20 protein-coding genes are annotated in these 22190 nt (G+C 68.5%); 9 read left to right on the top strand and 11 right to left on the bottom strand.

Annotation, left to right across the window (positions count from 1 at the left end):
- The first annotated feature begins 2 nt into the window (after positions 1-2).
- Genes AC1C2R_RS04400 through AC1C2R_RS04410 form a run of 3 tightly spaced genes read left to right on the top strand, consistent with a single transcriptional unit; the run spans position 3 to position 2441 of the window.
- Entirely contained in the window at positions 3-842 is an 840-nt protein-coding gene (locus tag AC1C2R_RS04400; RefSeq protein WP_495353188.1) for an ABC transporter permease, read from the top strand.
- Positions 839-1612, top strand: coding sequence for an ABC transporter permease (locus AC1C2R_RS04405; protein ID WP_495379108.1), 774 nt, complete (start codon positions 839-841; stop codon positions 1610-1612). The genes AC1C2R_RS04400 and AC1C2R_RS04405 overlap by 4 nt, the downstream gene beginning before the upstream one ends.
- Positions 1602-2441, top strand: a complete 840-nt coding sequence (locus AC1C2R_RS04410; protein WP_495351327.1) for an ABC transporter ATP-binding protein — start codon at positions 1602-1604, stop codon at positions 2439-2441. The genes AC1C2R_RS04405 and AC1C2R_RS04410 overlap by 11 nt, the downstream gene beginning before the upstream one ends.
- Positions 2442-2491: 50 nt before the next feature.
- Here the strand turns inward: AC1C2R_RS04410 and AC1C2R_RS04415 are convergent, their stop codons facing one another.
- A complete protein-coding gene (locus tag AC1C2R_RS04415) occupies positions 2492-4489 on the bottom strand; it encodes a subtype B tannase (RefSeq protein WP_495379109.1) in 1998 nt (665 codons plus the stop codon).
- Positions 4490-4712: 223 nt separating this feature from the next.
- Positions 4713-5594, bottom strand: coding sequence for a sigma-70 family RNA polymerase sigma factor (locus tag AC1C2R_RS04420; RefSeq protein WP_495351329.1), 882 nt, complete (start codon positions 5592-5594; stop codon positions 4713-4715).
- A 78-nt stretch (positions 5595-5672) separates the two neighbouring features.
- Here AC1C2R_RS04420 and AC1C2R_RS04425 point away from each other — a divergent pair, with 78 nt between their 5' ends.
- The 3 genes from AC1C2R_RS04425 to AC1C2R_RS04435 all read left to right on the top strand — a co-directional run bounded on the left by AC1C2R_RS04425 (position 5673) and on the right by AC1C2R_RS04435 (position 7835).
- Positions 5673-6455, top strand: coding sequence for an SDR family oxidoreductase (locus tag AC1C2R_RS04425; protein ID WP_495379110.1), 783 nt, complete (start codon positions 5673-5675; stop codon positions 6453-6455).
- A 211-nt stretch (positions 6456-6666) separates the two neighbouring features.
- Entirely contained in the window at positions 6667-6828 is a 162-nt protein-coding gene (locus AC1C2R_RS04430; protein WP_495379111.1) for a LacI family DNA-binding transcriptional regulator, read from the top strand.
- A complete protein-coding gene (locus tag AC1C2R_RS04435) occupies positions 6825-7835 on the top strand; it encodes a DUF2804 domain-containing protein (RefSeq protein WP_495379112.1) in 1011 nt (336 codons plus the stop codon). The genes AC1C2R_RS04430 and AC1C2R_RS04435 overlap by 4 nt, the downstream gene beginning before the upstream one ends.
- A gap of 25 nt (positions 7836-7860) precedes the next feature.
- Here the strand turns inward: AC1C2R_RS04435 and AC1C2R_RS04440 are convergent, their stop codons facing one another.
- Complete coding sequence (locus tag AC1C2R_RS04440; protein ID WP_495380369.1) at positions 7861-8745, bottom strand: RNA polymerase sigma-70 factor; 885 nt, start codon at positions 8743-8745, stop codon at positions 7861-7863.
- A gap of 336 nt (positions 8746-9081) precedes the next feature.
- Between AC1C2R_RS04440 and AC1C2R_RS04445 the strand changes: the two genes are divergently transcribed.
- A complete protein-coding gene (locus AC1C2R_RS04445) occupies positions 9082-10332 on the top strand; it encodes an FAD-binding oxidoreductase (RefSeq protein WP_495379113.1) in 1251 nt (416 codons plus the stop codon).
- 27 nt (positions 10333-10359) lie between these two features.
- Here the strand turns inward: AC1C2R_RS04445 and AC1C2R_RS04450 are convergent, their stop codons facing one another.
- The 3 genes from AC1C2R_RS04450 to AC1C2R_RS04460 all read right to left on the bottom strand — a co-directional run bounded on the left by AC1C2R_RS04450 (position 10360) and on the right by AC1C2R_RS04460 (position 12716).
- On the bottom strand, positions 10360-11163 hold the full coding sequence (locus AC1C2R_RS04450) for a GNAT family N-acetyltransferase (RefSeq protein WP_495379114.1): 804 nt from the start codon (positions 11161-11163) through the stop codon (positions 10360-10362).
- A gap of 83 nt (positions 11164-11246) precedes the next feature.
- Positions 11247-11783: a bifunctional nuclease family protein gene (locus tag AC1C2R_RS04455; RefSeq protein WP_495379115.1), complete on the bottom strand. Its 537-nt coding sequence runs from the start codon at positions 11781-11783 to the stop codon at positions 11247-11249.
- Positions 11784-11840: 57 nt separating this feature from the next.
- Positions 11841-12716, bottom strand: coding sequence for a lytic transglycosylase domain-containing protein (locus tag AC1C2R_RS04460; RefSeq protein ID WP_495379116.1), 876 nt, complete (start codon positions 12714-12716; stop codon positions 11841-11843).
- 177 nt (positions 12717-12893) lie between these two features.
- Here AC1C2R_RS04460 and AC1C2R_RS04465 point away from each other — a divergent pair, with 177 nt between their 5' ends.
- Positions 12894-13571 (top strand): YdeI/OmpD-associated family protein, encoded by a 678-nt coding sequence (locus AC1C2R_RS04465; RefSeq protein ID WP_495351337.1) that lies wholly within the window; start codon positions 12894-12896, stop codon positions 13569-13571.
- 124 nt (positions 13572-13695) lie between these two features.
- Here the strand turns inward: AC1C2R_RS04465 and AC1C2R_RS04470 are convergent, their stop codons facing one another.
- Positions 13696-14517 carry an alpha/beta fold hydrolase gene (locus tag AC1C2R_RS04470; protein WP_495351338.1) on the bottom strand — a complete coding sequence of 274 codons (822 nt, stop codon included), beginning with the start codon at positions 14515-14517 and terminating at the stop codon, positions 13696-13698.
- 57 nt (positions 14518-14574) lie between these two features.
- Between AC1C2R_RS04470 and AC1C2R_RS04475 the strand changes: the two genes are divergently transcribed.
- Complete coding sequence (locus AC1C2R_RS04475; RefSeq protein ID WP_495351339.1) at positions 14575-14985, top strand: MarR family winged helix-turn-helix transcriptional regulator; 411 nt, start codon at positions 14575-14577, stop codon at positions 14983-14985.
- 125 nt (positions 14986-15110) lie between these two features.
- Here AC1C2R_RS04475 and AC1C2R_RS04480 read toward each other — a convergent pair whose 3' ends face one another.
- The 4 genes from AC1C2R_RS04480 to AC1C2R_RS04495 all read right to left on the bottom strand — a co-directional run bounded on the left by AC1C2R_RS04480 (position 15111) and on the right by AC1C2R_RS04495 (position 21903).
- Entirely contained in the window at positions 15111-16019 is a 909-nt protein-coding gene (locus tag AC1C2R_RS04480; RefSeq protein WP_495379117.1) for a ferredoxin family protein, read from the bottom strand.
- Positions 16016-17251, bottom strand: coding sequence for a cupin domain-containing protein (locus tag AC1C2R_RS04485; RefSeq protein WP_495379118.1), 1236 nt, complete (start codon positions 17249-17251; stop codon positions 16016-16018). Before AC1C2R_RS04485 ends, AC1C2R_RS04480 begins: the two co-directional genes overlap by 4 nt.
- On the bottom strand, positions 17251-17508 hold the full coding sequence (locus tag AC1C2R_RS04490) for a BatC protein (protein ID WP_495351342.1): 258 nt from the start codon (positions 17506-17508) through the stop codon (positions 17251-17253). Before AC1C2R_RS04490 ends, AC1C2R_RS04485 begins: the two co-directional genes overlap by 1 nt.
- A gap of 117 nt (positions 17509-17625) precedes the next feature.
- A complete protein-coding gene (locus AC1C2R_RS04495; protein WP_495379119.1) occupies positions 17626-21903 on the bottom strand; it encodes a S8 family serine peptidase in 4278 nt (1425 codons plus the stop codon).
- Between the last annotated feature and the right edge of the window lie 287 nt (positions 21904-22190).

Genomic DNA, 22190 nt, shown 5'->3' on the forward strand with positions numbered 1-22190 from the left:
CCCTGACGAGTTCGGAGCCAACCACCACAACGGCGGCCTCCCCAGGACGGCGGCGCGCCCGCCGTCCCGGGCGGGGCCGCACCGCGCTGCTCGGTTCGGCCGGCATCATCGGGTTCCTCCTCCTCTGGGAGGCGGTGTCCCGTCTCGGCCTCGTCGACCCCCGGTTCCTCCCTCCCGCCGGAGAAGTGCTCCTCCAGCTCGCCGGCGACCTCGCCGACCGGGCATTCTGGCGCAGTGTCGGCGCCACGATGACGAGCTGGGCCATCGGCCTCGCGATCGCCGTCGTCGCCGGAACGCTCCTCGGGTTCCTCATCGGGTCGAGCCGCTTCCTCGAGCGGGCCACGCGGTCGACGATCGAGTTCCTGCGGCCGATCCCCTCCGTCGCCCTCATCCCCCTCGCCGTCCTCCTCTTTGGAACGAAGATCCAGTCGAGCCTGCTCCTCATCGTGTACGCCGCGTTCTGGCAGGTGCTGCTCCAAGTGATCTACGGCACCCAGGATGTCGACCCGGTGGCCGACGCCACCGCGCGAAGCTATGGACTGCGACGACTCAGCCGCATCCGTCACGTCGTCTGGCCCACCACACTGCCGTATCTCATGACCGGGGTGCGACTCGCCGCGACCATCGCGCTCATCCTCGCCATCACGTCGGAGCTCATCATCGGCACCGACGGCCTCGGCAAGCAGATCGCCCTCGCCCAGTCCGGCGGCGCCGTCGTGGAGATGTACGCGCTCGTGCTCGCGACGGGCCTCATCGGCGTCGCCATCAACCTTCTCGCACGCCTGGTCGAGCGGCGGGCCCTCGCCTGGCACACCTCGGTGCGATCGGAGCTCGAGGCATGAGCGCTCTGAAGTCGTTCGCGTACGTCATCGGCCTTCCGCTGGTCCTCATCGCTGCCTGGTGGGCGGCGACCGTGGGTGGCGCTTCGTTCTTCGTACCGACGCCCGGTCAGTTGCTCGAGACCTTCGTCACGACCTGGTTCGGACCGCGCTTCTGGGAGGACGTGCTGCCGAGTCTCGGCCGCCTGTTCACCGGCCTCGCAGGTGCGATCGTGCTCGGCATCGTGATCGGCGTCGTCATCGGATCCGTCCGCACGATCCGCCAGCTGCTCGAGCCGCTGCTCGAGTTCTTCCGGGCGATCCCACCGCCGGTGCTCGTGCCGCTCCTCATGCTCATCATCGGGGTGAACGATCAGATGAAGGTCGCGGTGATCATCTCGGGGGCGATCTGGCCGGTCCTCCTCAACACCGTCGAGGGCGTTCGCGCGACCGACGAGGTCATGCGCGAGACCAGCCGCAGTTACCACATCGAAGGACGCTTCCGGCTGAGCCATCTCGTGCTGCCGGCAGCGGCCCCGCAGATTCTCACGGGCGTACGGCAGTCGCTGTCGATCGGCCTGATCCTCATGGTCATCTCCGAGATGTTCGCCTCATCGTCGGGGCTGGGGTTCACCATCGTGCAATTCCAGCGCAATTTCGCCGTGCCCGAGATGTGGAGCGGCATCCTGCTGCTCGGCCTCATCGGCCTGGGGTTGAGCGCCGTGTTCCGACTCATCGAACGGCGGATCCTCCGCTGGTACCACGGACTCAGGGAGGTCCAGCGTGAATCCTGAACCCTCGCGCGCCGACGCGGCGCCGATGCTCGTCGTCGACGGGCTGCGGAAGGTGTACTCCTCGCCGACCGGCGACGACGTGGAGGCGGTGCGCAACCTGACCTTCACCGTGCCTGCCGGTCAGCTCGTCTGCATCGTCGGGCCATCGGGCGCCGGCAAGACGACGCTGCTGAAGTGCATCGCGGGGTTGCTCCCGGCGACCAGCGGCCGGCTGGAGCTCGAGGGCTCGCCCATCGTCGGCCCGCCCAAGACGATGGCGGTCGTCTTCCAGGAGTACGGGCGAAGCCTCTTCCCGTGGATGAGCGTCGAGGCGAACGTCGAGCTGCCGTTGAAGTCCGCTCGGATGCCGAAGGCCGAGCGCCGCCAACGCGTCGCCGAGGCACTCGAGGCGGTCGGGCTCTCAGATGCGGCGACCAAATACCCCTGGCAGCTGTCGGGTGGCATGCAGCAGCGCGTGGCGATCGCGCGCGCAGTGGCGTATCGGCCACAGGTGCTCCTCATGGACGAACCGTTCGCGGCGGTCGACGCGCAGACGCGCGCCGACCTCGAAGACCTCATCCGGCGCATCTGGAAGACGCTCGGCGTCACGATCCTCTTCGTCACCCATGACATCGACGAGTCGGTCTATCTCGCCGAGCGGGTCATCGTGCTCACCAGTTCACCGACCGTCGTGCTCGACGACGTGACGATCGACCTTCCCGCCGATCGCGATCAGATCACCACGCGGTCGGCGGAGCGCTTCGGTGTGCTGCGCACGCGCATCTGGGAGGAGATCCAGCGCGCGAAGACCATGACGGGGGCGATGACCGGCATCGCATCCGACCGCTGAGACCGCACGAAGCCCCCTCCGCCGCGCGGCGAAGGGGGCTTCGAGTCATGTCAGCGACCGGGCTTCACACTGAGGGTGTAGCTGCGTCGATCACTTCCATCGGCAGCGGTGACGACGATCTCCGCGTTCGCCTTCCGGTGGTGCGATGACACCTGCACCGACTTCGGCGCCTTCACCGAGGCATCCGCTGATCTCGCGGTCGCGGCGACGGAGACCCGGCTGACTCCCTTCGGCACCGTCACCTCCACTTCGTTGCCGGTCACCACGACCGTCTGCGACCACGAACCGCTCGACACCGTCACGGTCGCGAGTCGCGCATCGGCCGCGGCAAGCGCATTCTCGATCCACTGCATGGCCTCGGGCACGTCGTAGTTGCCGGAGTGCGGGCGATCCCAGGCGAGACGGTAGTTCACGTCGCGCACGTCGCGATCGGACTCGAGCGCCCGGTCGAGGTTGAGCGAGATCGTGAGCGCAGTATCGCGGTCGCGCGTGCCGTGGCGCACGTACCAGTACGGCGCCGTGTCGGCGCTCGTGCCGATGAAGCGCATGGGATCGACGAGGTCGACCTGCTCATCGACGACGGTGCTGCGCTGACGGATGAACCGCGCCCATGTGAGCCCGGTGTCGTCGAGGCCGACCCCATCGCCCGCGATGGCGTTGTGCTCCCAGCTGTACTCGGTGAAGTTCGAGTAGATCTGCGCCGAGGTGCCGAACAAGCTCGACTCCCCCGCCGTGAGGTTGTTCACCCCGGTCTGGTCGAACGAGGGTGCCGGCTTGAGCGTCGCCTGCGTCCCGAGGAACGCGAGATAGCGCTCCATATCCATCGAGAGCACGGTGTTCGCGTCGTTGTCGACGTCGATCCAGTCGTTCGTGTAGGTGCCCGACTTCGGCGGCGACCCCGGCGACCCCGGGCTCGTGTAGACGATGTCCTCGCCGAGGTCGGGGACGACATTGGCGGGATCGGCCTGCATGTAGGTGACTGCCGCGTCGATGACCTCACCCTCGATCTCGTCGAGCATGTTGTCGGCGGTGAGCCGGGTGCCGTCGGCTGCCGTCAGGCGAAGGGACTTCTCGTAGTCCGGGAAGTCAGCGGCGAGCGCGGCACTCGTCGCCGGGTCGGCGGTGGATCCGACGGTTGCCCGTGTGCCGAGCGTCGAGAACAGCCATTCGTACGAGATGTCGGCGTGGCCGAGGTCGGTGATCGGGCAGTACGCGGCCACGGCGAATACGTCGTCGTCGATCGTGCTCTTGCCTCTCGACGAGATTCCCGCTGCGCCGATCTCGGCGAGGTAGGGCTCGTAGTCCGGGCTGTTGCCGGAGGCGCCGAGGATCGAGACGAGCGCCCCGCCCCCGCTCGTTCCGTTGATGACGATGCGCTCGGCGCTGCCGGGCATGGCGCCGTCGTTGAGGCGCAGATACCGAACGGCGGCCTTCGCGTCGACGACGGGCGCCGGGGCCTTCCCGGCGTAACTCGCATCGGCGGCTACGACGCCGCGCGAACGCGAAGCGACGTCGACGAACACGAATCCGGCCTTGAGCGCAGCACCGACATTGCTCTTGGTGCTGTCGAACTGGGCACCGTCGGTCACCGACGCCCGGATGTAGCTCGCGAACCATCCGCTGTTGTTGACGGCGAAGTAGATCGCCGCGTCCTGGTCGGCGGCGGCGCTCTCGGGCACGAAGACGTTCATGCTCTGATAGCCGCAGGCGGGGTTGGCGATCGTGTTCTGACCCTGCGTGCTCGACATCAGGATCGGGTCCGCGACGTAGCAGACCTCCTGGTACCAGCGCACCTGCGTTGGGGTGCCGTCGATGTCGACCGTCAGGGTCGTGTAGGCGGAGTCGTCGAAGGCGAGCTTCGCGTCTTCCGCGTCGGGTGCAGAGCGATGTGCGGATGCCGCGGCGGTCGCCATCGGCGCCGCACCGAGCATGACCATGAGCGCAGCCGTGCCGAGGGCGGTCGCCGCCCGGCCGAATGCGCGTGCCGCTCGACGAGCGGATTGAGGACTCGGTATCGCCGAATCTCTTCGGGGTTGGTTGCCTGCCACGATCTTCCTCTCCATTGGGGAAAATGCCCGGCGGGAAACGCCGCGCTTGCACGCACCATACTCAGATTGTTGACATTATGGCAAGCAATTTCGTGAACAACATCGTCCGCAAGTGATGCTCACCGGCGTTCGCAACCATTCGCAAGCGCAGGCGCAGGCGCAGGCGCAGGCGAAGACGCAGACGCAGACGCAGACGCAGACGCAGACGCAAGCGCAGCCGTGATCAGCTTGCGCCGCCGCCCACGATCCGGTCGACGCCGAGCGCCTCGAGCCGTCTCGGATCTGCGAGCACCTCCAGGGCGACGATCCGGTCGCCGTCGAGGTCGAACGCCATGATCGACACGACGCGTCCGTTCATCACGGCGGCGACACCCGGTCGACCGTCGATCAGGATCGGCGTCGAGTGCGCGGCGAGACGGCCCGAGAGCACCGCCTGCTCGGCGATCGCCCGCGAACCCTCGACGAGCTGCATCGACGTGCCGTAGTCAGCGCGCAGCACCGCGCCGTCGTCGAGCAGCTCCAGCAGCGCGCCGATGTCTCCGTGCTGAGCGGCGGCGAGCCACGCATTCACGATGCGCCGGCCACGTTCCCGATCCGGCCGCGCCGGCTCTTCGGCGCCGCGCACACGCCGGCGCGCCCGAGAGGCGAGCTGCCGCGCCGCCTCGGGCGAACGATCGAGCACGACCGCGACCTCGTCGAACGACTGGCCGAAGACGTCGTGCAGCACGAGTGCGATGCGCTCCGCGGGGCTCAGCATCTCGAGCAGCACGAGCAGCGCGACGCTCACGCGATCGCTCTGGGCGGCCAGCTCGGCGGGGTCGGCCTCCGTCGCGACGGGTTCGTCCCGCCAGGGCTCGACCTGCCACGAATGCTCCCGCTTGCGGCGCGGCGCGCGCAACAGGTCGAGGCTGACCCGCGAGACCACCGTCGTCAGCCACGCCTCGAGATTGTCGATGCCCGCGGCATCCACTCGTTCGAGGCGAAGCCAGGTCTCCTGCACGGCGTCATCGGCATCGGCGGCCGAGCCGAGCAGTTGCGTGGCGATCGCCCGCAGCCGCGGTCGCTCGGTCTCGAACCGTCGCGCCAGGATTCTTCGATCGGTCATGTCACATCTCCTCGAGTTCGATCGTCGGGATATCGACGAGGGAACGCCCTCGAATGTGACATGAGAGGAACTCGACCAATGAACGCACCTCTGCTCGTGACCGGCGGTACCGGCAACATCGGCAGCCGCGTGGTGCCGCTGCTGCGCGAGGCCGGCCGCGACATCCGAATTCTGTCGCGGCATCCGCGTGGTGCCGAGCCCGGCATCCAGCATGTCGCAGGCGACACCGTCGCCGGGCATGGACTCGCCGCCGCGCTCGACGGCGTCGACGTCGTGCTGCACCTCGCGGGCGGGGCGAAGGGCGACGAGGTCGCCGCGCGAAACCTCGCTGTCGCGGCGCGCGAGGCCGGGGTGCGTCACCTCGTGCTCATCTCGGTCATCGGCGCCGATCGCATGCCGATCGGCTACTTCCGGGCCAAGGCGGAAGCCGAGCGGGTGATCGCCGAATCGGGTGTGCCGTGGACCGTACTGCGTGCCGCGCAATTGCATGACTTCGTGCTCCCGGTCGCACGAGGCATGGCGCGGATGCCGCTGCTGCCGGTACCCGGCGGCCTGCGCTTCGAGCCGGTCGACGGCGACGAGGTCGCGGCGCGGCTCGCGGAACTCGCACTCGGCGCGCCGGCCGGCCGGGTCGCCGACCTGGCCGGGCCGGAGGTGCTCGATGTGGCGCAGCTCGTGGCGACGTTCACCGAGGTGACGGGTGCTCGGCAACGGCGCGGCCGCCTCCCGATCCGCCTTCCCGGCGCCGTCGGACGCGCCTACCGCGCGGGTGAGAACCTCGCGGGCGAGGAAGCGCACCGCGGCACGCGGACCTGGCAGAGCTTCCTGACGGAACTCGAGGTCCGGACCGTCAGGTCGTGAGCGGGTCAGCCCTGGCGATCTTCGGGCTCCACCTCGTCGAGGAATTGCCTGCCACGTACGTCTCGTGGTCAGTGCGCCGAAGGGACACGCAAGCAGAAGAAAAGGCATGTTGCATCGTGGCGATACCGATCTCTGTCAACGTTGCAACACCGTTCACTACGATGTGATCGTGGAACGGAGTCCTGATACCCCCTCGCCGAAGAGGGCCGGCTTGCCGACACTCAAAGACGTCGCGGCGGTCGCCGGCGTCTCGTATCGCACGGTCTCGAACGTCGTCAACGGGCACAAATACCTCAGCGACACCACGCGAACGATATTGGAGGCAGCGATCCGAGAGCTCGGGTATCGCCCCCAACCCGCGGGGCGGCTATGAGCAAGCCGATCGATGAAACCGAGCTGACCGATCCCGTCACCCTCTGCCTGCCGAACGGCGACCTCAACCCACGCGCCGTCGGCTGGACACGTACTCCGCTGCACGACACCGCCGGCATCGGTGGCCGGTCGGGGTGGGGTCGGAACAAGCGCTGGGAGTACTGGGCGGCGACCTCGCCCACTCACCTGATCGCCGCAACCGTGTCGTCTCTCGACTACGCGGCCGTGCACTCGATCATGGTGCACGACCGGCGGAGCGGCGAGACGATCGAACACGGCGCCGTGGTTCCGTTCGGTCGGGGCGTCACGCTTCCTGCGTCGTTCGCCTCCGGCCCAGCGCATGCCGTCGCTCGCGGCCTGCGCATCGACATCGAAGAGACCGCCGAAGGCACGCTGCTCAGCGGCGAGACCGCGGATGTCTCGTTCGAGATCCTCGCCGCCCTGCCGGCGGGTCACGAGCGACTCGCGCTCGTCGTGCCGTGGTCACGGCGCCGCTTCCAGTACACGGTGAAAGACGTCGCCCGCCCCGCGAGCGGCACGCTCACAGTGAAGGGCGAGACCATCGCGCTGCCCGCCGGTGAGAGCTGGGCCGTCGTCGACCACGGTCGGGGCCGCTGGCCGTATCGCGTCCATTGGAACTGGGGCGCTGCATCGGGCACCGTCGACGGCCGCACCGTCGGGCTTCAGCTCGGCGGCCGCTGGACCGACGGCACCGGCATCACCGAGAACGCCACGGTGCTCGACGGGCGCCTCCACAAGATCAGCGAAGAACTCGACTGGGACTACGACGAACAGCACTGGCTGCGCCCGTGGCGCATCCGCGGCACGAACCTCGACCTGACCTTCACGCCGTTCTGGGATCACATCAGCTCGACGAAGCTCGGCATCCTCTCCACCGCCGGCCACCAGTGCTTCGGGCACTACAGCGGCACGGTGCCCACGGTTGCCGGGCCGCTCGAGGTGAGCGGGCTGCTCGGGTGGGCCGAAGACGTCAGGAACCGGTGGTGAGCCCGCCCGCACCATCGGCGTGCACTCAGCGGCGCAGGGTGGTCTCCTCGTCGAGACGGGACAGCTTCTCGGGATTGCGCACCGCGTAGAGCCCGACGACGCGGGCGTCTTCGATGTGGAGCGTGATCACGGTGTCGATCTCGCCGTCGAGCCGGATGATCAGCGCCGGTCGGCCGTTGACCTGCGCCTGTTGCAGCGACGCTGCAGCCGAAATCCTCCCCATCACGGACAGGACTCCGTCGACGCCGACGATGGGCGAGAGGGAAGCCTGCACGACTCCCCCGCCGTCGCCCACGAGCACGACATCCGGGGCGAGGATGTCGAGGAGACGCCGCAACTCGCCGGTTTCGATCGCCTGTTGGAACGCATCGAGTACGTCTCGAGTCTCAGCAGCGGAGACGACGACACGGGGTCGACGCGCTGCGACGTGCGCCCGCGCCCGGTGCGCGATCTGACGGACAGCGGCGGGGCTCTTGTCGACGGTGCCGGCGATCTCGTCGTACTCGACGTCGAACACCTCTCGCAGCACGAACACCGCCCGCTCGGTCGGGGTGAGCGTCTCCAGCACGAGCATCATCGCCGTCGAGACGCTGTCGGCCAGCTCGACGTCGTCGGCCACGTCAGGCGCGGTCAGCAGGGGCTCCGGCAACCACTGACCGATGTATGTCTCCCTGCGGCGACCGAGTGATCGCAGTCTGCTGAGCGCTTGGCGCGTGGCGATCCGCACGAGGTAGGCACGCTGATTCTGCACGCTGTCGTGGTCGACGCGGGCCCAACGCAGCCACGTCTCCTGCACGACGTCTTCAGCGTCGTCGGCCGACCCGAGCATCTCGTAGGCGACGGTGAACAGCAGATTGCGGTGGGCGAGAAACACCTCGGTGGCGGCATCTGAACGCCGGTGAATGCTCATCTCCCGCGGGAAGTCTTCGTCAGCCGTCTCGGATGCCTCGCCCATGATGCTCCTCTTCGCTTTCACGTGTCATTCATCAGACGCCGGGCCACGCCGTTCTGTGACATCGGAGGTCATGAAGCCGAAGTGTGTCACAAGGATCGGGTCGGCGGCGTCTCATGTTCATCAGCGCGACGTACGCACCTCGCAACGGCCTGATCATCACGGAACGCGAGGAGAACATTCTCGACACGAAAGGAAGCTCCATTGAGCTCAGCACTTGAAACTCTTCGCCGTGAGGCCGTCGGCGACCTCATTCAACCAGGCGAAGCGGAATACGAATCGTTGCGTCATTCGATGTTCGCACCCGGGAGCCCGGCCGTTGTACTGCGGCCCGATGGCGTCGGCGACGTGCAAGCGGGCGTCAGATTCGCCGCCAGTGCAGGCCTCCCGTTGTCCGTGCGCGGAGGCGGCCACGGATTCCCGGGCTTCAGCACGAACGACGACGGCATCGTGATCGACCTCGGGCGACTTGCGAACGTGGAGGTCATCGACGAGGTTCGCCACCTCGTTCGGATCGGCGGCGGTGCCACCTGGGGTCACGTTGCGAAGTCCCTGGCGCCGCACGGTCTGGCGATCTCCTCGGGCGACACCAAGAGCGTCGGAGTCGGCGGATTGACCTTGACCGGCGGCATCGGCTGGAAGGTCAGGAAGTACGGCCTGGCATTGGACAACCTGGTCGCCGTCGATGTCGCCACCGCCGACGGCGAGCTCGTGCATGCGAGCGCGACGGAGAACCCCGAGCTGTTCTGGGCGATTCGTGGTGGCGGCGGCAACTTCGGCATCGTGACCGCCTTCGAGTTCGAGGCGCATCCGACGACCGACCTGTTCTACGGCAAGATCAGCTTTCCGGCATCGGAGGCTGCTGGCGTGCTGCAGGGCTGGGCGGACTACTTGCGCTCCGCTCCCGAAGAGCTCACCTCCCATGCGAGTCTTGCCAATCCATTCGCCGGCGGACCCGTAGCACCCGTCGAGATACAGGTCGCGTTCGACAGCGACGACCCCGAGCGCGCCGCTCGAGCGATCGAACCGATCCGCAAGCTCGGCACGGTGATCGACGACACGGTCGCATTGACGCCGTACTCGGACACGCTCGTCGACGGCGCGGTGCCACCGCCCGGCATCCGATTCGTCACTCGAAGCGCATTCGTCGACGGGGATTCCGTGCAGGAGGTGCTGCACTTGCTTGCAGAGATCGCGGCGGCGGAGTGGTCGCCGTCCATCTCCATTCGAAGCGTCGGAGGCGCGGTCTCCCGAGTTCCCGACGACGCCACGGCGTATGCGCATCGCCAGGCGGAGTTGATGTTCGTGACGGCCGTTGCCGGTCCGGAGCCGGTCGTCGAGGCCGTTCGGCCCGCTCTGGAAGCGATCTGGGAACGGCTCGAATCTCACGCCAGCGGCGCGTACGCGAACTTCCTTGCTTCAGCAACCGAGGCGGATGTCGCGGCGATCTACCCGCCCGAGACGTATCAGCGACTCGCGGCCATCAAGCGCCGGTACGACCCCGGCAATCTCTTCGCCTTGAACTACAACGTCCGACCGCAGTAGCAACCGAAGCCGACCGGTTGGAGGCGCTCAACGCCTCCACAGGTACGGCGTCGTCGTCGACACCTTCATGAATCCGGAGCGCTCGAGGATCGGACGTGAGAACTCGGTGGAGTCGCTGTTGATGAGCGTCTTTCCCATGGCGAGCGCCGAGCGGGCCCGGGCTGCCGTCACCGCACGGTAGATGCCGCGCCCGCGCCACTCCTCACGGGTTGTTCCGCCCCAGATACCGGCGAAGCTCGTGCCCGGCACCGGCTCCAGACGCCCGGTCGTCACGATCTGGCCTTCGAATTCGCCGACCCACAGTTCCATGCCGTCATCGAGCGCGAGCCGGCGCAGCAGGGCATTCGCCATCTCGTCCGAGACGGGCTCGCCGAAGGCCTCGTCGGCCGCCGCGCTCATCGCGCGCACGTCGGACTCCTCGGTGACTCGGCGCACCGTCACGCCCTCGGGCAGTTGAACGTCGACGGCCAGCCCGATCGCCTCCCCGATCATGATCGACTCGGTTTCATCGGGGACGAAACCATGCTCGAGCAGTGCGTCGTGCAGCCCTGGGGCGTGGTCGTGCCCACGGGTCTTCCACTCGACCCGGCTGATCTCGGGGTCGGGCTCGTAGTGGCTCAGCGCCTCGGTCACGAGGCCGCGGATCGCGCCCGCATCTGCACCATCGAGGTTCTGGTAGGTGACGAATCCGCGCCCGCCCGCAAAGGTGACCAGGCGCAACGGGCCGAGGCGGGTCACGGAGATCGCGCTCGGCGTTTCGGCGTCGGTACGCAATTGCTCGTCGTAGGCCTCGAGGAGCCGCGCGACCCGAGCTGATTCGTCGTGTGTCATCAGTCCATTCTGACCGAGGGCTCGGCACCCGGATGCCACCTGCTCGCGCTCCTCGCGCTCCTCGCGCTGCTCGTGCCGGGAACTCAGCCCTGGAAATCCTCCGGGTCCACCTCGTCGAGGAACCGCTTGAACTCGTCGAGTTTCGCATCCGCCTCGTCATCGAGTCGCTCGGCCGTCTCGGCCATTTCGGCCGTCTCAGCCGTCTCGGCCATCTCGGCGGGGATTCCCGCATCATCCAGCACCGCCTCAGCGACGAAGATCGGCGCATCAGCGCGCACGGCGAGCGCGATCGCGTCCGATGGCCGCGCGTCGACGACGTATGGTCCCGTCATCGAGTCGAGGGTGATCTCGGCGTAGAAGGTGCCGTCCTCGATGCGGGTCACGTCGATGCGCTCGACCGTGGCACCCAAGGTGTCGAGCAGCAGCTTCATGAGGTCGTGCGACAGCGGACGCGGCGCCTGCTCGCCCGAGATGGCGATGAGAATGGATGTCGCCTCCTGCACGCCGATCCAGATGGGCAGCACCAAGCCGGCCCCCGGCTCCTCGAACTGCGGTTTCAGGAGCACGAGGTGCTGCCGGCTGCCGTCGAGAGCGATCCCGAGCACGCGAACCTGGATCATGGCGCCTCCCGTCAGTCGATCGGGCGTGACACGGCCGCCGTTTCGGCGGTCGGCGCTCTATTCGACCGCAGCGGCGTACTCGTTCGCAACCGTTGCGACGTTGTCGACGTAGTCGTTGTCGTGGTTGTACGAGAACACCGCGGCGCGCCAGCCTACGGCGTTGGTCATCGGCTCCGAAGCGCACAGGTACCGTGCGGCAGCCTGAGCGGCGTCGTCGATCTGGTTCGGGTCCGCGACGCCGTCGTCGTTCGCGTCGCTCCCCCACTTCGCCCAGGTCGACGGAATGAACTGCATGGGTCCGACCGCGCGGTCCCATGTGGCATCACCGTCGAACTCCCCGCCGTCGGTGTCGGCGATCTTGGCAACGCCGTTGCCGTCGAGTGCCGGACCGATGATCGCAGGCCGGGCGGAGCCGTTCTCGTCGAGTTGCGCCCCTCCGTGGCTCCCATGACCAGACTCGATCGCACCGATGGCGGCGATCGTGGTCCAGTCGAGGCCGCACTCCGGCTCCTCCTCGGCGATCGAGACGTGCGCGAGTGCATATGCCTCGAGGGCTCGCTCGGGAATCCCCGTGGCAGCGCTGATCTGCGACATCCATTCGGGGTCGACCTGGGAGATCGGCGCGACCTCCGAGCCAGTGACTGCCGCGGGTTCTTCGGTCGTTTCGAGCGGGCGGTCTTCCTGCTCGCTCGCGATCACGGGAGGCAGGGCCACGCGCCCGCCGCTCGCCGCGGGTGCCGCGAATCCGCCGGGCTTGGCCGCCAGCCCGATGGCGTTCACCGCGAAGACCGCACCGACGGTCAATGCGAGGGCCGCGGCCACGAGGCCCGCATATCCCGACGCCCGTGCGACGAGCTGCCGTTTCGAGGCCGACGCCCGTGCCGGTCGACGCTCGCCGTATTCGTCGACGTCGGTATCGTCATCCCAGGACATGGTGCGCCGCTCCGTTCGGGCGTTGGTTCTCAAGCCGCCCACCGGGTCGATCGCCGCCGTCCCATCCGAGATCCGCGCCGTCGACCGGTCCCTTCAGAATACTCACGCATCGGCAACACCGCACGGGGAGATTCCCTCCGACGGCGCTCCGACGGTGGCTGCTGCCAGACTCGGGTCATGACCATCGGCATCGGCACTCCGGGCGGCACCCCCGAGCGGCCGGCACTCTTCTTCTCCGGGCCCGAGGAGTTCCGCGCGTGGCTCGAGGCGAACCACGCCACCGAGACCGAACTCTGGATGGGCCTCTCCAAGATGCACGTGCCCGTTCGCGGACTCACGTGGGAACAGGCGGTGCCCGAAGCGTTGTGCTTCGGGTGGATCGACTCGGTGTCACAGCGCATCGACGAAGACGCGCGTCGCCAGCGCTGGACACCGCGCAAGCCGGCGAGCATCTGGTCGAGCGTGAACATCGCCCTCGTCGAGAAGCTCAGCGCCGAGGGGCGCATGCATCCCACCGGCGTCGCGGCATTCGAGCGGCGACGCGAAGACCGCTCGGGCGTGTACTCCCACGAGAACCCCGACACCGAGTTGCCGCCCGAGGCCGCGGCGCGACTGGCGGCGGATGCCGCGGCATCCGCATTCTGGCAGGCGGCCACTCCGACCTACCGGCGCCAGGTCACGCACTGGGTGCTGACCGCGAAGCAGGAGGCCACGCGCGAGCGGAGGCTCGGGCAGGTCATCGAAGACAGCGCGGCAGGCCGGCTGGTGTCCTTCCAGCGTTATGGCGAGACGCCGAAGTGGGTGGAGCGTGCCGCTGAGGCGGCACGCGCGGCGGCGGCCACGGCGAACGGCTGAGGGTCGGTGACCTGCTCGAGGTCGAGGCCGGATCTACACCGTAGAGCCGATTGGCCCCATCGAACGGCGAGCAGGGCGTGCGCGAGGGCGTCGGCGGGGCCGTTCGTCGAGCATGGTGGTGGCACTACAGCGCGTCCTCGAGGCGGCCACCGAGGTCGGCGAAGGAACCGACGAGCTCGCTGAGGCGAGACGGGGTCTCGATCTGCGGGAGGTGGCCGGCGTCGGAGATGATCTCGAGACGCGCGCCCGGGACCAGCTCTGCGTACGCCTCGCCGACCCCGGGGTCGCCGATGCGGTCGGCGGCACCCCACACGACGAGCACGGGGACGTCGATGCGCGGCAGCCGGCTCGCAAGCGTCGGGTCGGTCATGTCACCGCCGTATACCGCGAGGGTCGCCCGATTGCCCGCCATCGCGGCCCGGACCTCGGGCGGGAGCTTCGACGGGTCCACGCCGAACCGCTCCGGGTCGTGGTAACTCCGCGCGGCCACCTCGGCGGGCGTCAACGAGAAGAAATCGACGTAGGGGTGGCCGGGAACCAAGAGACCGACGGCGTCGACGAGCACCACTGCCGACACCCGGGGTGACCCGAGCGCGGCGATCTCCGCCGCGATCCACCCTCCGATCGAATTGCCGACCACGGTGACTGCCTCGAGATCGAGCGCGTCGAACATCCGAACGTAGAGCTCGGCCAGGCCACGGGGCGTGCGGAGCGACTCGGGCCGGCGTGTGCCGTTGAATCCCGGATGCACGGGCACGATCACCTCGGCGTTCCGCGTTGCGGCGAATCCAGCTCCCCACGGCAGCACAGTCGCGGGCCCCCCTCCGCCGTGCAGGAGAAGGAGGGGACGCCCAGCGCCGACTCGGCTCACTGTGATGGGGACGCCGCCGACGTCGACGGTGGTGATGCGCTGTTCGGAGGGTGAAGGACTGTTGACACTCGTCATATCAGGAACCTTATACAAGGGCGCGTAGAAATGCAAGGTTCCTGATATGTTCGATACATGACGGCTTCACTCAAGGACATCGGTCTCGCGGTGAAGCGGCTGCAGTGGCGGCATCACCGGGAGGGCAATCGACGACTGGCGCCGGTCGGTCTCTCTCTCGTGCAGTGGGACGTGCTGCGCCATCTCTCGTTCGAGCCCGACGCATCGCTGCACCGGCTCGCAGAGCTGACGTTCCAGACCGACCAGGCGATGGGCGAGCTCGCGAAGCGCATGGTCGACCGCGGACTGCTCCGGCGGGAGGCCGGCCCAGGGCGGATCGTGCGGCACCGGCTCACCGACAACGGCGAGCAGGCGCGAACCGCGGGGGCCGGCGTGCTCGACGACGTGCTGGACGAGACGGTCGGCGCGCTCACCGCCTCGGAGCGCACCGAGCTCATGCGTCTGCTCACGAAGGCCGGCGGCGCCTGACCCGCGACACGTGAGCGGATGCCGCGGCGAGCCGCGGTCACAACGTCCCTGCGGAGATGAACGAGAAGATCACGCCGATCGGAATGAGCGCGTGGAGGATCATGTGCTCGAGATCGTTCAGTTGCTCAGCTGCAGGTCGTGATCGAACGAAGCTCGTATTGCCGCACGCGCACGAACCGGGTGGCTGCACACGTCGACAGCAGGGGTTCGGAACGAGTCTCCTCCAGCTCCACGACGACAGCACCGTTCGGGCCTTCAGGGCCTTCAGCGCCTTCGAGCCGCACGCGCCAGCCGGTGTCGGCGGCCTCCTCGGCGATCGGCGCATACGACCCGATGCGCTCGTCGCCGAACGTCTCGCGCGCGAAGTGCTGAGCGGCCTGCACCGGATGCGTCAGCGAGCTGCGCCCCCGATACCGCTCGGGCACGATGTTGCCTTCGTCGAATGCCTCGGCGATGCGCACCGGGTCACCGTCGTCGGCGTAACCGTAGTAGAGCCCGTGCGGAAAGACCACCATGGTTCCTGCGAACCGGTCTCCCCCGAGATGCGAGCACTCCCACGTCTCTTCGGGGCGCGCTTCGGCGAGCGCGGTGACCACCCGGCGGCCGCGCACCGCACAGCACTGGTCGTGCCGGGCGTGCGTGCAGACGCAGTAGACAGGCTGCGATGAGGGGATGCCGGTGGACCCGTCGAGCGGCACCTCGAGCAGGGCCGCGGCATCCGCCACCTCACCCCACACGACACTCTCGTGACCCGGCCGCGAGTCGACGATCGCCCAGCGCTGCGCCGTCGGGGCAGCCCGCCGGCCGGTGCGACGAATCGCGAGCGGTCGCATGCCGTCACCCTCGATGCGTTTCACGAGCGCACGGCCGAGCGCGCGATCGAACGGTTCGTCGAGCAGGGCGTTCTGCCCCCAGCTCGCCGCGACCTCGACGAGGAACCAGCGCAGCCCGCGCGGCCCGGTGCCGACGAGCGGATCGCTCCGCTCTCGAGCGCGATCGCTGCACGGCGCCCAGTGCTCGGCGGCCAGGGTCACGCTGGCGCCACCACGAATCCCTCGCGCACGAGCCTGCGCACGACGACGACCGCACTGTCGGTGTCGAGGCCCGGCAACTGAGCCGCCGTGACGGCGTCGCCTGTGGCGAGCCGGCGCACGGCCTGCTCGGCTTCGGCCGGGAGCGACACCGTCTTCGTGCGCGCCACGATGCGCACCCGGTCGTCGACCGTCGTGATGCGCACGGGAAGCGAGCCGCGCCACCGCACCGGGGTCGACGCGTCGAGCACCGCGAGTGCTTCGAGTGTCGCGAGCGGTGAGACCGGCTCCGCACGGGTCTCGGCGTCGAAGCGCGCACTGAGGATGACGGCCGGCCGCGAGGCATCCGTCTGCTGCAGTGTCTCGACGAGTGCCTGCACCGTCTGCTCGACGATCGGCGCGAGTGCCGCGGCGTCGCGCACGTCGACGCCGAGCGGCAGCGACGCGCGCAACTCGGCGTTGTCGCCGACCTGACGCAGCAGCGCGTCGACGAGATCGGCTCGCGTGTAGGCCGCCATGCCGATGGTCAGGTGCACGGATGTCGCGCCGAGCGCGGTCGCCGAATGGATCCACCCGCGCGGGAGGTAGAGCGCTTCGCCCGGTCGCAGTACCGCGTCGATCACGGGTTCGTGCGTGGCCTCCCGGGCGACGGCTGCCTGGTGCTGCTGCCACGGCTGGGTGCGCAACGGATCGACGAGCACGGGCGCATGGATGCGCCAGTGCTTCTCGCCCGAGATCTGCAGCACGAAGACATCATGGGTGTCGTAGTGCGGGTCGAAGCCCTGCGACGACGGCGGGGTGACGTAGGCGTTCACTTGCACCGGGTGGCCGATGTCGTCGATGAGCGCGCGCGTGAAGTCGATGATCGGCGGCCAGAGCCGGTGCAGCCCCTGCAGCACGATCGTCGCGCCGCCCGCGAACTCGGCGAGCACTTTGTCGCTCGAGACCTGGTCGGCGATCTCAGCGCCGAAACCACCTGAGGCGGTGTAGTCGGATGCCGCGAGCACCGAGCCTTCGTTCGCCATGCGGATGAACGGGGTGCGCACCCCGCGCCGGGTGACGAGCTCGTCGACGGCTGCCGCCGAGAACAGCTCGTCGAAGCCGCCGTCGAGGTCGTCGGCCGTGGAGAGCAGCGGTTCGCGGCCCCAATAGCGGCCTGCGAACTCGTCAGCCGAGACTCGGATGCAGCGCGAAAGCGCGGGCCGACTGCTCGACCCGCGCTCGGGGCGCGTCACTACGCCGAACCGTCGGCGCCGCCATCGTGGCCACCGGGATTGGCGCCGCCATCGGCTGTGCCCTCCCCCGCAGCCGCGGATCCGTCAGCGCCACCATCGTGGCCACCTGGGTTCGCGCCGCCATCGGCAGTGCCCTCGCCCTCGGCGGCGGATCCGTCGGCGCCACCATCGTGGCCCTTGGGGTTGGCACCCCCGTCGGCAGTGCCCTCGCCCTCAGCGCCCGGCTCGAGGGTGATGTCGTCATCGTTGATCGTCATGAGATGTCCTCTCGTTGCGTGCTCGCTCAGCGTAGCGAGAGCACCCCGTCGCCGAAATAGGTTGACTGGATACGTCTCGCGGTGACGTGGCGCTCCGGGCCCGAACGTTCGAACCGATCACCGACCCGAGACCGTGAACTTCTGCGTTCGGGTCTCGGAGGTGTTGCCCGCCCGGTCCGTCGCCGTCACCGCGATGGTGTGCTTGCCCACAGCGAACGCCACACCCGGGGTGCACGACCAGGAGCCGGCGAGACCTGCGGTCGCGGTGCACACCGCCTCATCGCCCTCGGTCACCGAGATCGTCGCACGCGACTCCGCCGAGCCCTTGATCACCGGAAGGTCGGTGCGCACCGTGCCCGTCGGCGACGCGATCCGCGGCGACGCCGGGGCCTTCGTATCGAGCAGGAGCGCGCGGCGCACCACGTCCGAGGTGTTCCCGACCGCGTCGACGGCACTCACCGCGACGAGGTGCAGGCCGTTGCGAACGGGCAGCTCGCACGCCCACGCGCCATCCGCCCCGACCGTGGCCTCGCACGTCTCGCGCCCGGCCTTCGCCGTCACGATCGCGCCCGGCTCGCCGGTGCCTGCAACGGTGGTCGACCTCGTCGGCACCGGGTGCCCCGTGCCGGGCGTCGTGACCGTGACCGCCGGCGCGACGGTGTCGACCGCGTAGGCATCGATCACGGTCTCCGAGAACTTCGCGCCGGCAGCGTCCCACGCCTCGGAGCGCAACGAGATCGACGTCGCACCCTTCGGCGCCGTGATCGTCGCCGAGTACTCCCCGGCATGCGAGCCCTTGGTGACGCGCACTGGAGTCCAAGCGACTCCGCCATCGGCTGACGACCACAGTTTCAGGCCTGCGACCTTACCGCCGCCCTCAGAGCCGTCCTGATGCGAGACTTCGAGCTTCAGCTTGGTCTTGCCGCCCGCGGTATTGAGGTCGTTCAGCCCGGTCACGCCGTAGTCCAGCTGCAGGAGCGGCAGGATGCTCGCCTCATCCGTCGTGGAGGACCGGAAGCTCCACTCCGTGGATACGTCGGTGGACATCGGCCACCAGTCGACGTCTCGATGGGTGTCGAGCCGGATGCGGTAGTCGTGATCCTCGGCGGGAACGGTCGGGGCGGCGTCGCTGTATTCGCTGTCGACAAGCTGCTGGTCCTCCATCCACAGCTGGAATCTCCCCGTCGACTCCTGGTCGGGCCCGTACTGCTGGCCGTGCCCATCACCGTCCACGCGGTACGGCAGGTCGACGGCGAGGGAGTCCCCGTCGCGCGAGACCGAGGCGGCCTGCGGCGACAACGGCGCCGGCCAGAATCCGCCGTGGTGCACCTGCTCGACGAAGGTCTCGCTCGCGCGCTGACCCGGTCGATAGGTGGCCTCCGCGCTCACGAAGTCGGACGGGTACGCGTTGGCGAGTTGTGCGGGCTTGACCGTGCGCGAGAAGGTGATGCCGTCGTCGGTGGAGTAGTACACGGTGCGGCCGGTCAGCGGACCCGTGAAGAGGAAGCCGAATCCGGTGAAGCTGCCGCCGCCCTGTGACACGACGTACTCGACCATCGGCATGCCCGGCGTGAACGCCTTCACGTCGACGTCGACTTCGGCCGTGTTGCGGTCGTCGGCGACGTACGACAGGTCAGACGGGATACCGCCTTCCTCGAGGTACGCGAGGGCGTATTGATAGGAGGGGGTTTCGATGCCGGTGCCCTTGAGGCGGGCCCCGCCGGCCCGCGCGAGCTCGACGAGCTGCAGCCCGATGTCGCGCGCGAGGGTAAGCGTCGGCAACGCCTTCTCCTCCATGAACATGACCACACGGCTGTCGACGTTCTCGAAGAACGGGCCCGGCCCGTCGCCGTAGACGACGGCGGCCACTGCACCCGCGTCGAATGCTGCCTGGGCCTGATCGTTGAGCGTGGGATCGCGGCGATCCTCGATCAGCACCACGGCGCCCGCGGCGCCTGCGGCCGCCAGTTCTTCGGGCGTACCGCTCCCGCCATCGACGAGCGGTGCCGAGAGTGCACCCACGTACTTCGGCGAGCGCACGCCGTAGCTCAGCTCTCTCGACACGTCCAGCTTCGATCGCCCGGCAATGGCCACGACGTCGAGCAACGGCTGGTGCTGCATGAACCGGCTGTTCACGCTCACTTCGCCGACCAGGGGTTCCGTCGTGGGCAGCACCGAGAGGTCGAGGTCCAAGCCGCCGACCGGCCCGCCGATCGCGGTGGTCGCCGAGATCGAGGCCGGGTATTCACGATCCGGCAGCATGCGGGAGATCGAACCGTCCAGCGCGTACTGCTTCGACTTCTTCTCGGTCTCGACTTCGACCGGCGTCGCTGTGCCGGCGTCGAGCACGAGGGTCATGTCCTCCTGGAGGTCGACGTCGCGAGTGAAGTTCGTGATGCCGTCGAAGAACTGAGCCTCGGGCGAGTCGGCATTGAAGAGCTGCCCGAGCAGCGCGTACCGTCCTGCGGGCAGGCGTACTTCCGCAGAACCGTCCTTGAAGTCGAACCAACGGTAGAACCTGGCGTCGTCGATGCCGTAGATCGTCGCCGCGCTCGGGTTGGCAGCCGGGGCTCCGCTTCGCTGGATCCCCTCGAGCCGGAGCGTGTGCATGTCGGGCTCGGACCCGAACGCCAGTACCGAACGCACCGGCGGGGACCCTACGCCGGTAGCCAGTAGCTCGCCTTGGTAGACATCGGGGTCGTCCGCTTTGGGATCGACGGTCACATCGACCGACGCGGCGCCGTGCGCGGGGACCGTCACCGAGTCCGCCGAGAGCGTGAGCAGATCCTCAGGCACGTCACTGCGGTCGGACGGCACGACCGTCGTCTGGAACTGGAACTCGACGTCCGCATCGGACGTGTTGGTGTAGGTGACGGTCTTCGTGCGAGGCGTCTGGTCTGCCCTGGGGGAGACGAACTGGCCGAACGACAGCGAAGCTGGCGTGGCGTACACGGTCTGCCCGAGCGCCCCCGGGATCCAGACGCGCCCCGCCCCCTGCGCGAACACGTGATTCCCGGTCTGCTCGGCCGAGCCCATCAGTACCGCCTTGAGCGATTGCGCGTCGAGGTCGGGCCGCGCGGCCGCGAGGATCGCCGCGGCACCCGCGACTGCCGGAGCCGCCATCGAGGTGCCGGATTCCGACATGTAGTACTCGTCGACCGGCGACCCGATCACCGCGCCGGCAGCCCGCGCCGCCACGATCCCGTCACCGGGCGCGACGATATCGGGCTTGATTGCCCAGTCGCCGAACCGGGGTCCCATCGACGAGAACCACGCGAGTCCGTCCGAGTCGTCGACCGCGCCGACGGTCAGCGCCAGATCTGCCGTGCCAGGCGTGGTCACCGTGGTGGCTGTGCCGTAGTTCCCGTCGTTGCCGGCCGCGACCACGACGAGCGTGTCGTAGCGCTCGGAGATCGAGTTCACGGCCATTGCACCCGGATCGGTTCCGTCGGTGTACTGCCCCCGCTCGCCGAGGCTCAGGTTGATGACGTCGGCACCGTTCACGGCCGCCCATTCCATCGCGTCGATGACCCACGACGTTTCGCCCATGCCCTCGTCGTTGAGCACGCGTCCGTTGAGAATGTGGGCTCCGGGCGCGATGCCCCGGTTCTCGCCGTCGGATGCCTCGCCGGTGCCCGCGATGATCGAGGACACGTGGGTGCCGTGCCCCAGTACGTCGACCGCGCTGCCGCTGCCGGTGAAGTCCTGCTCGAGCGTGACGACACCCTCATCGAGGTCGGGGTGGGTCGTGTCGATACCCGAGTCCAGCACCGCGACGGTCGCGCCAGTGCCGTCGTACCCACTCTCCCAAGCCGCGGGCGCACCGATCTGGGGGTTCGAGTCCGCGTCGAGAACCCGCACGGGCGCGTCGAGCCAGACCTTGCTGACGGTGGTGTCGGCCGACTCGACGGCCTCGACGAGCTCTGGAGCCCCCTCAGGCGCCACCTCGCCCGCAATGGAGGAGATCGACTCGAGGGTCTGCTCGGGTTCGACGCCGAGCGCGCTCAGGTCGTTCCTGGCCGGGGCATCCGGCGCGCCCTCGGTCTGCACGATGACCGGTACGCCGCCGCCGGTCTCGTCGTCAGCCAGGTCTTGCAGCGCGAGTACGTCGAACAGGCCCAGGTCCAGCTGATCGGGCACGAGCGCCGCCACATCCGTCGGGATCACGTAGAAGTGCCCGTCGGCGCCGAAGCTCGAGTAGCCGATCGGCCGGCCATCGTCGCGCGGGGCCGCCTCGAATGCCACGGTGAGTTCGCCGTCCGCGCCCTCGAGCAGCTGCACACGGTCACCCGTGATCAGGGTGACCGATTCTCCCGGCTCCTCCGTGGTCGCTGGCGCCACATCGGGCTCGGCCGCTGCGGCGAGCGCAGGGAGGCCGCCGGCGAGAACCGCCACGCACACTCCGCCGACAAACGCACTGCCCAGTACTCTGCCTATCTTCACGCCGGTTCCCACCTTCGTTCCACGACGCACGACGTGGGGCGGAGTCCCGGTGCTCCAGGAGGAGAAGCAGAGGATCGGGGAACGCCGCGCAACAACGTCGGCATCCCTGCCAACTCGATTGGAACGATGCAACCACGTACACAATCGTCTCGGCAAGGGGTTTCCGAGTATCGAAACTTGCGTGGGAGCGCTCCCTGGCGCCGAATTCATGAAGTCCGCTGGGCTGATCAGGGATTCTC

Source organism: Agromyces sp. Y182 (assembly GCF_059445385.1).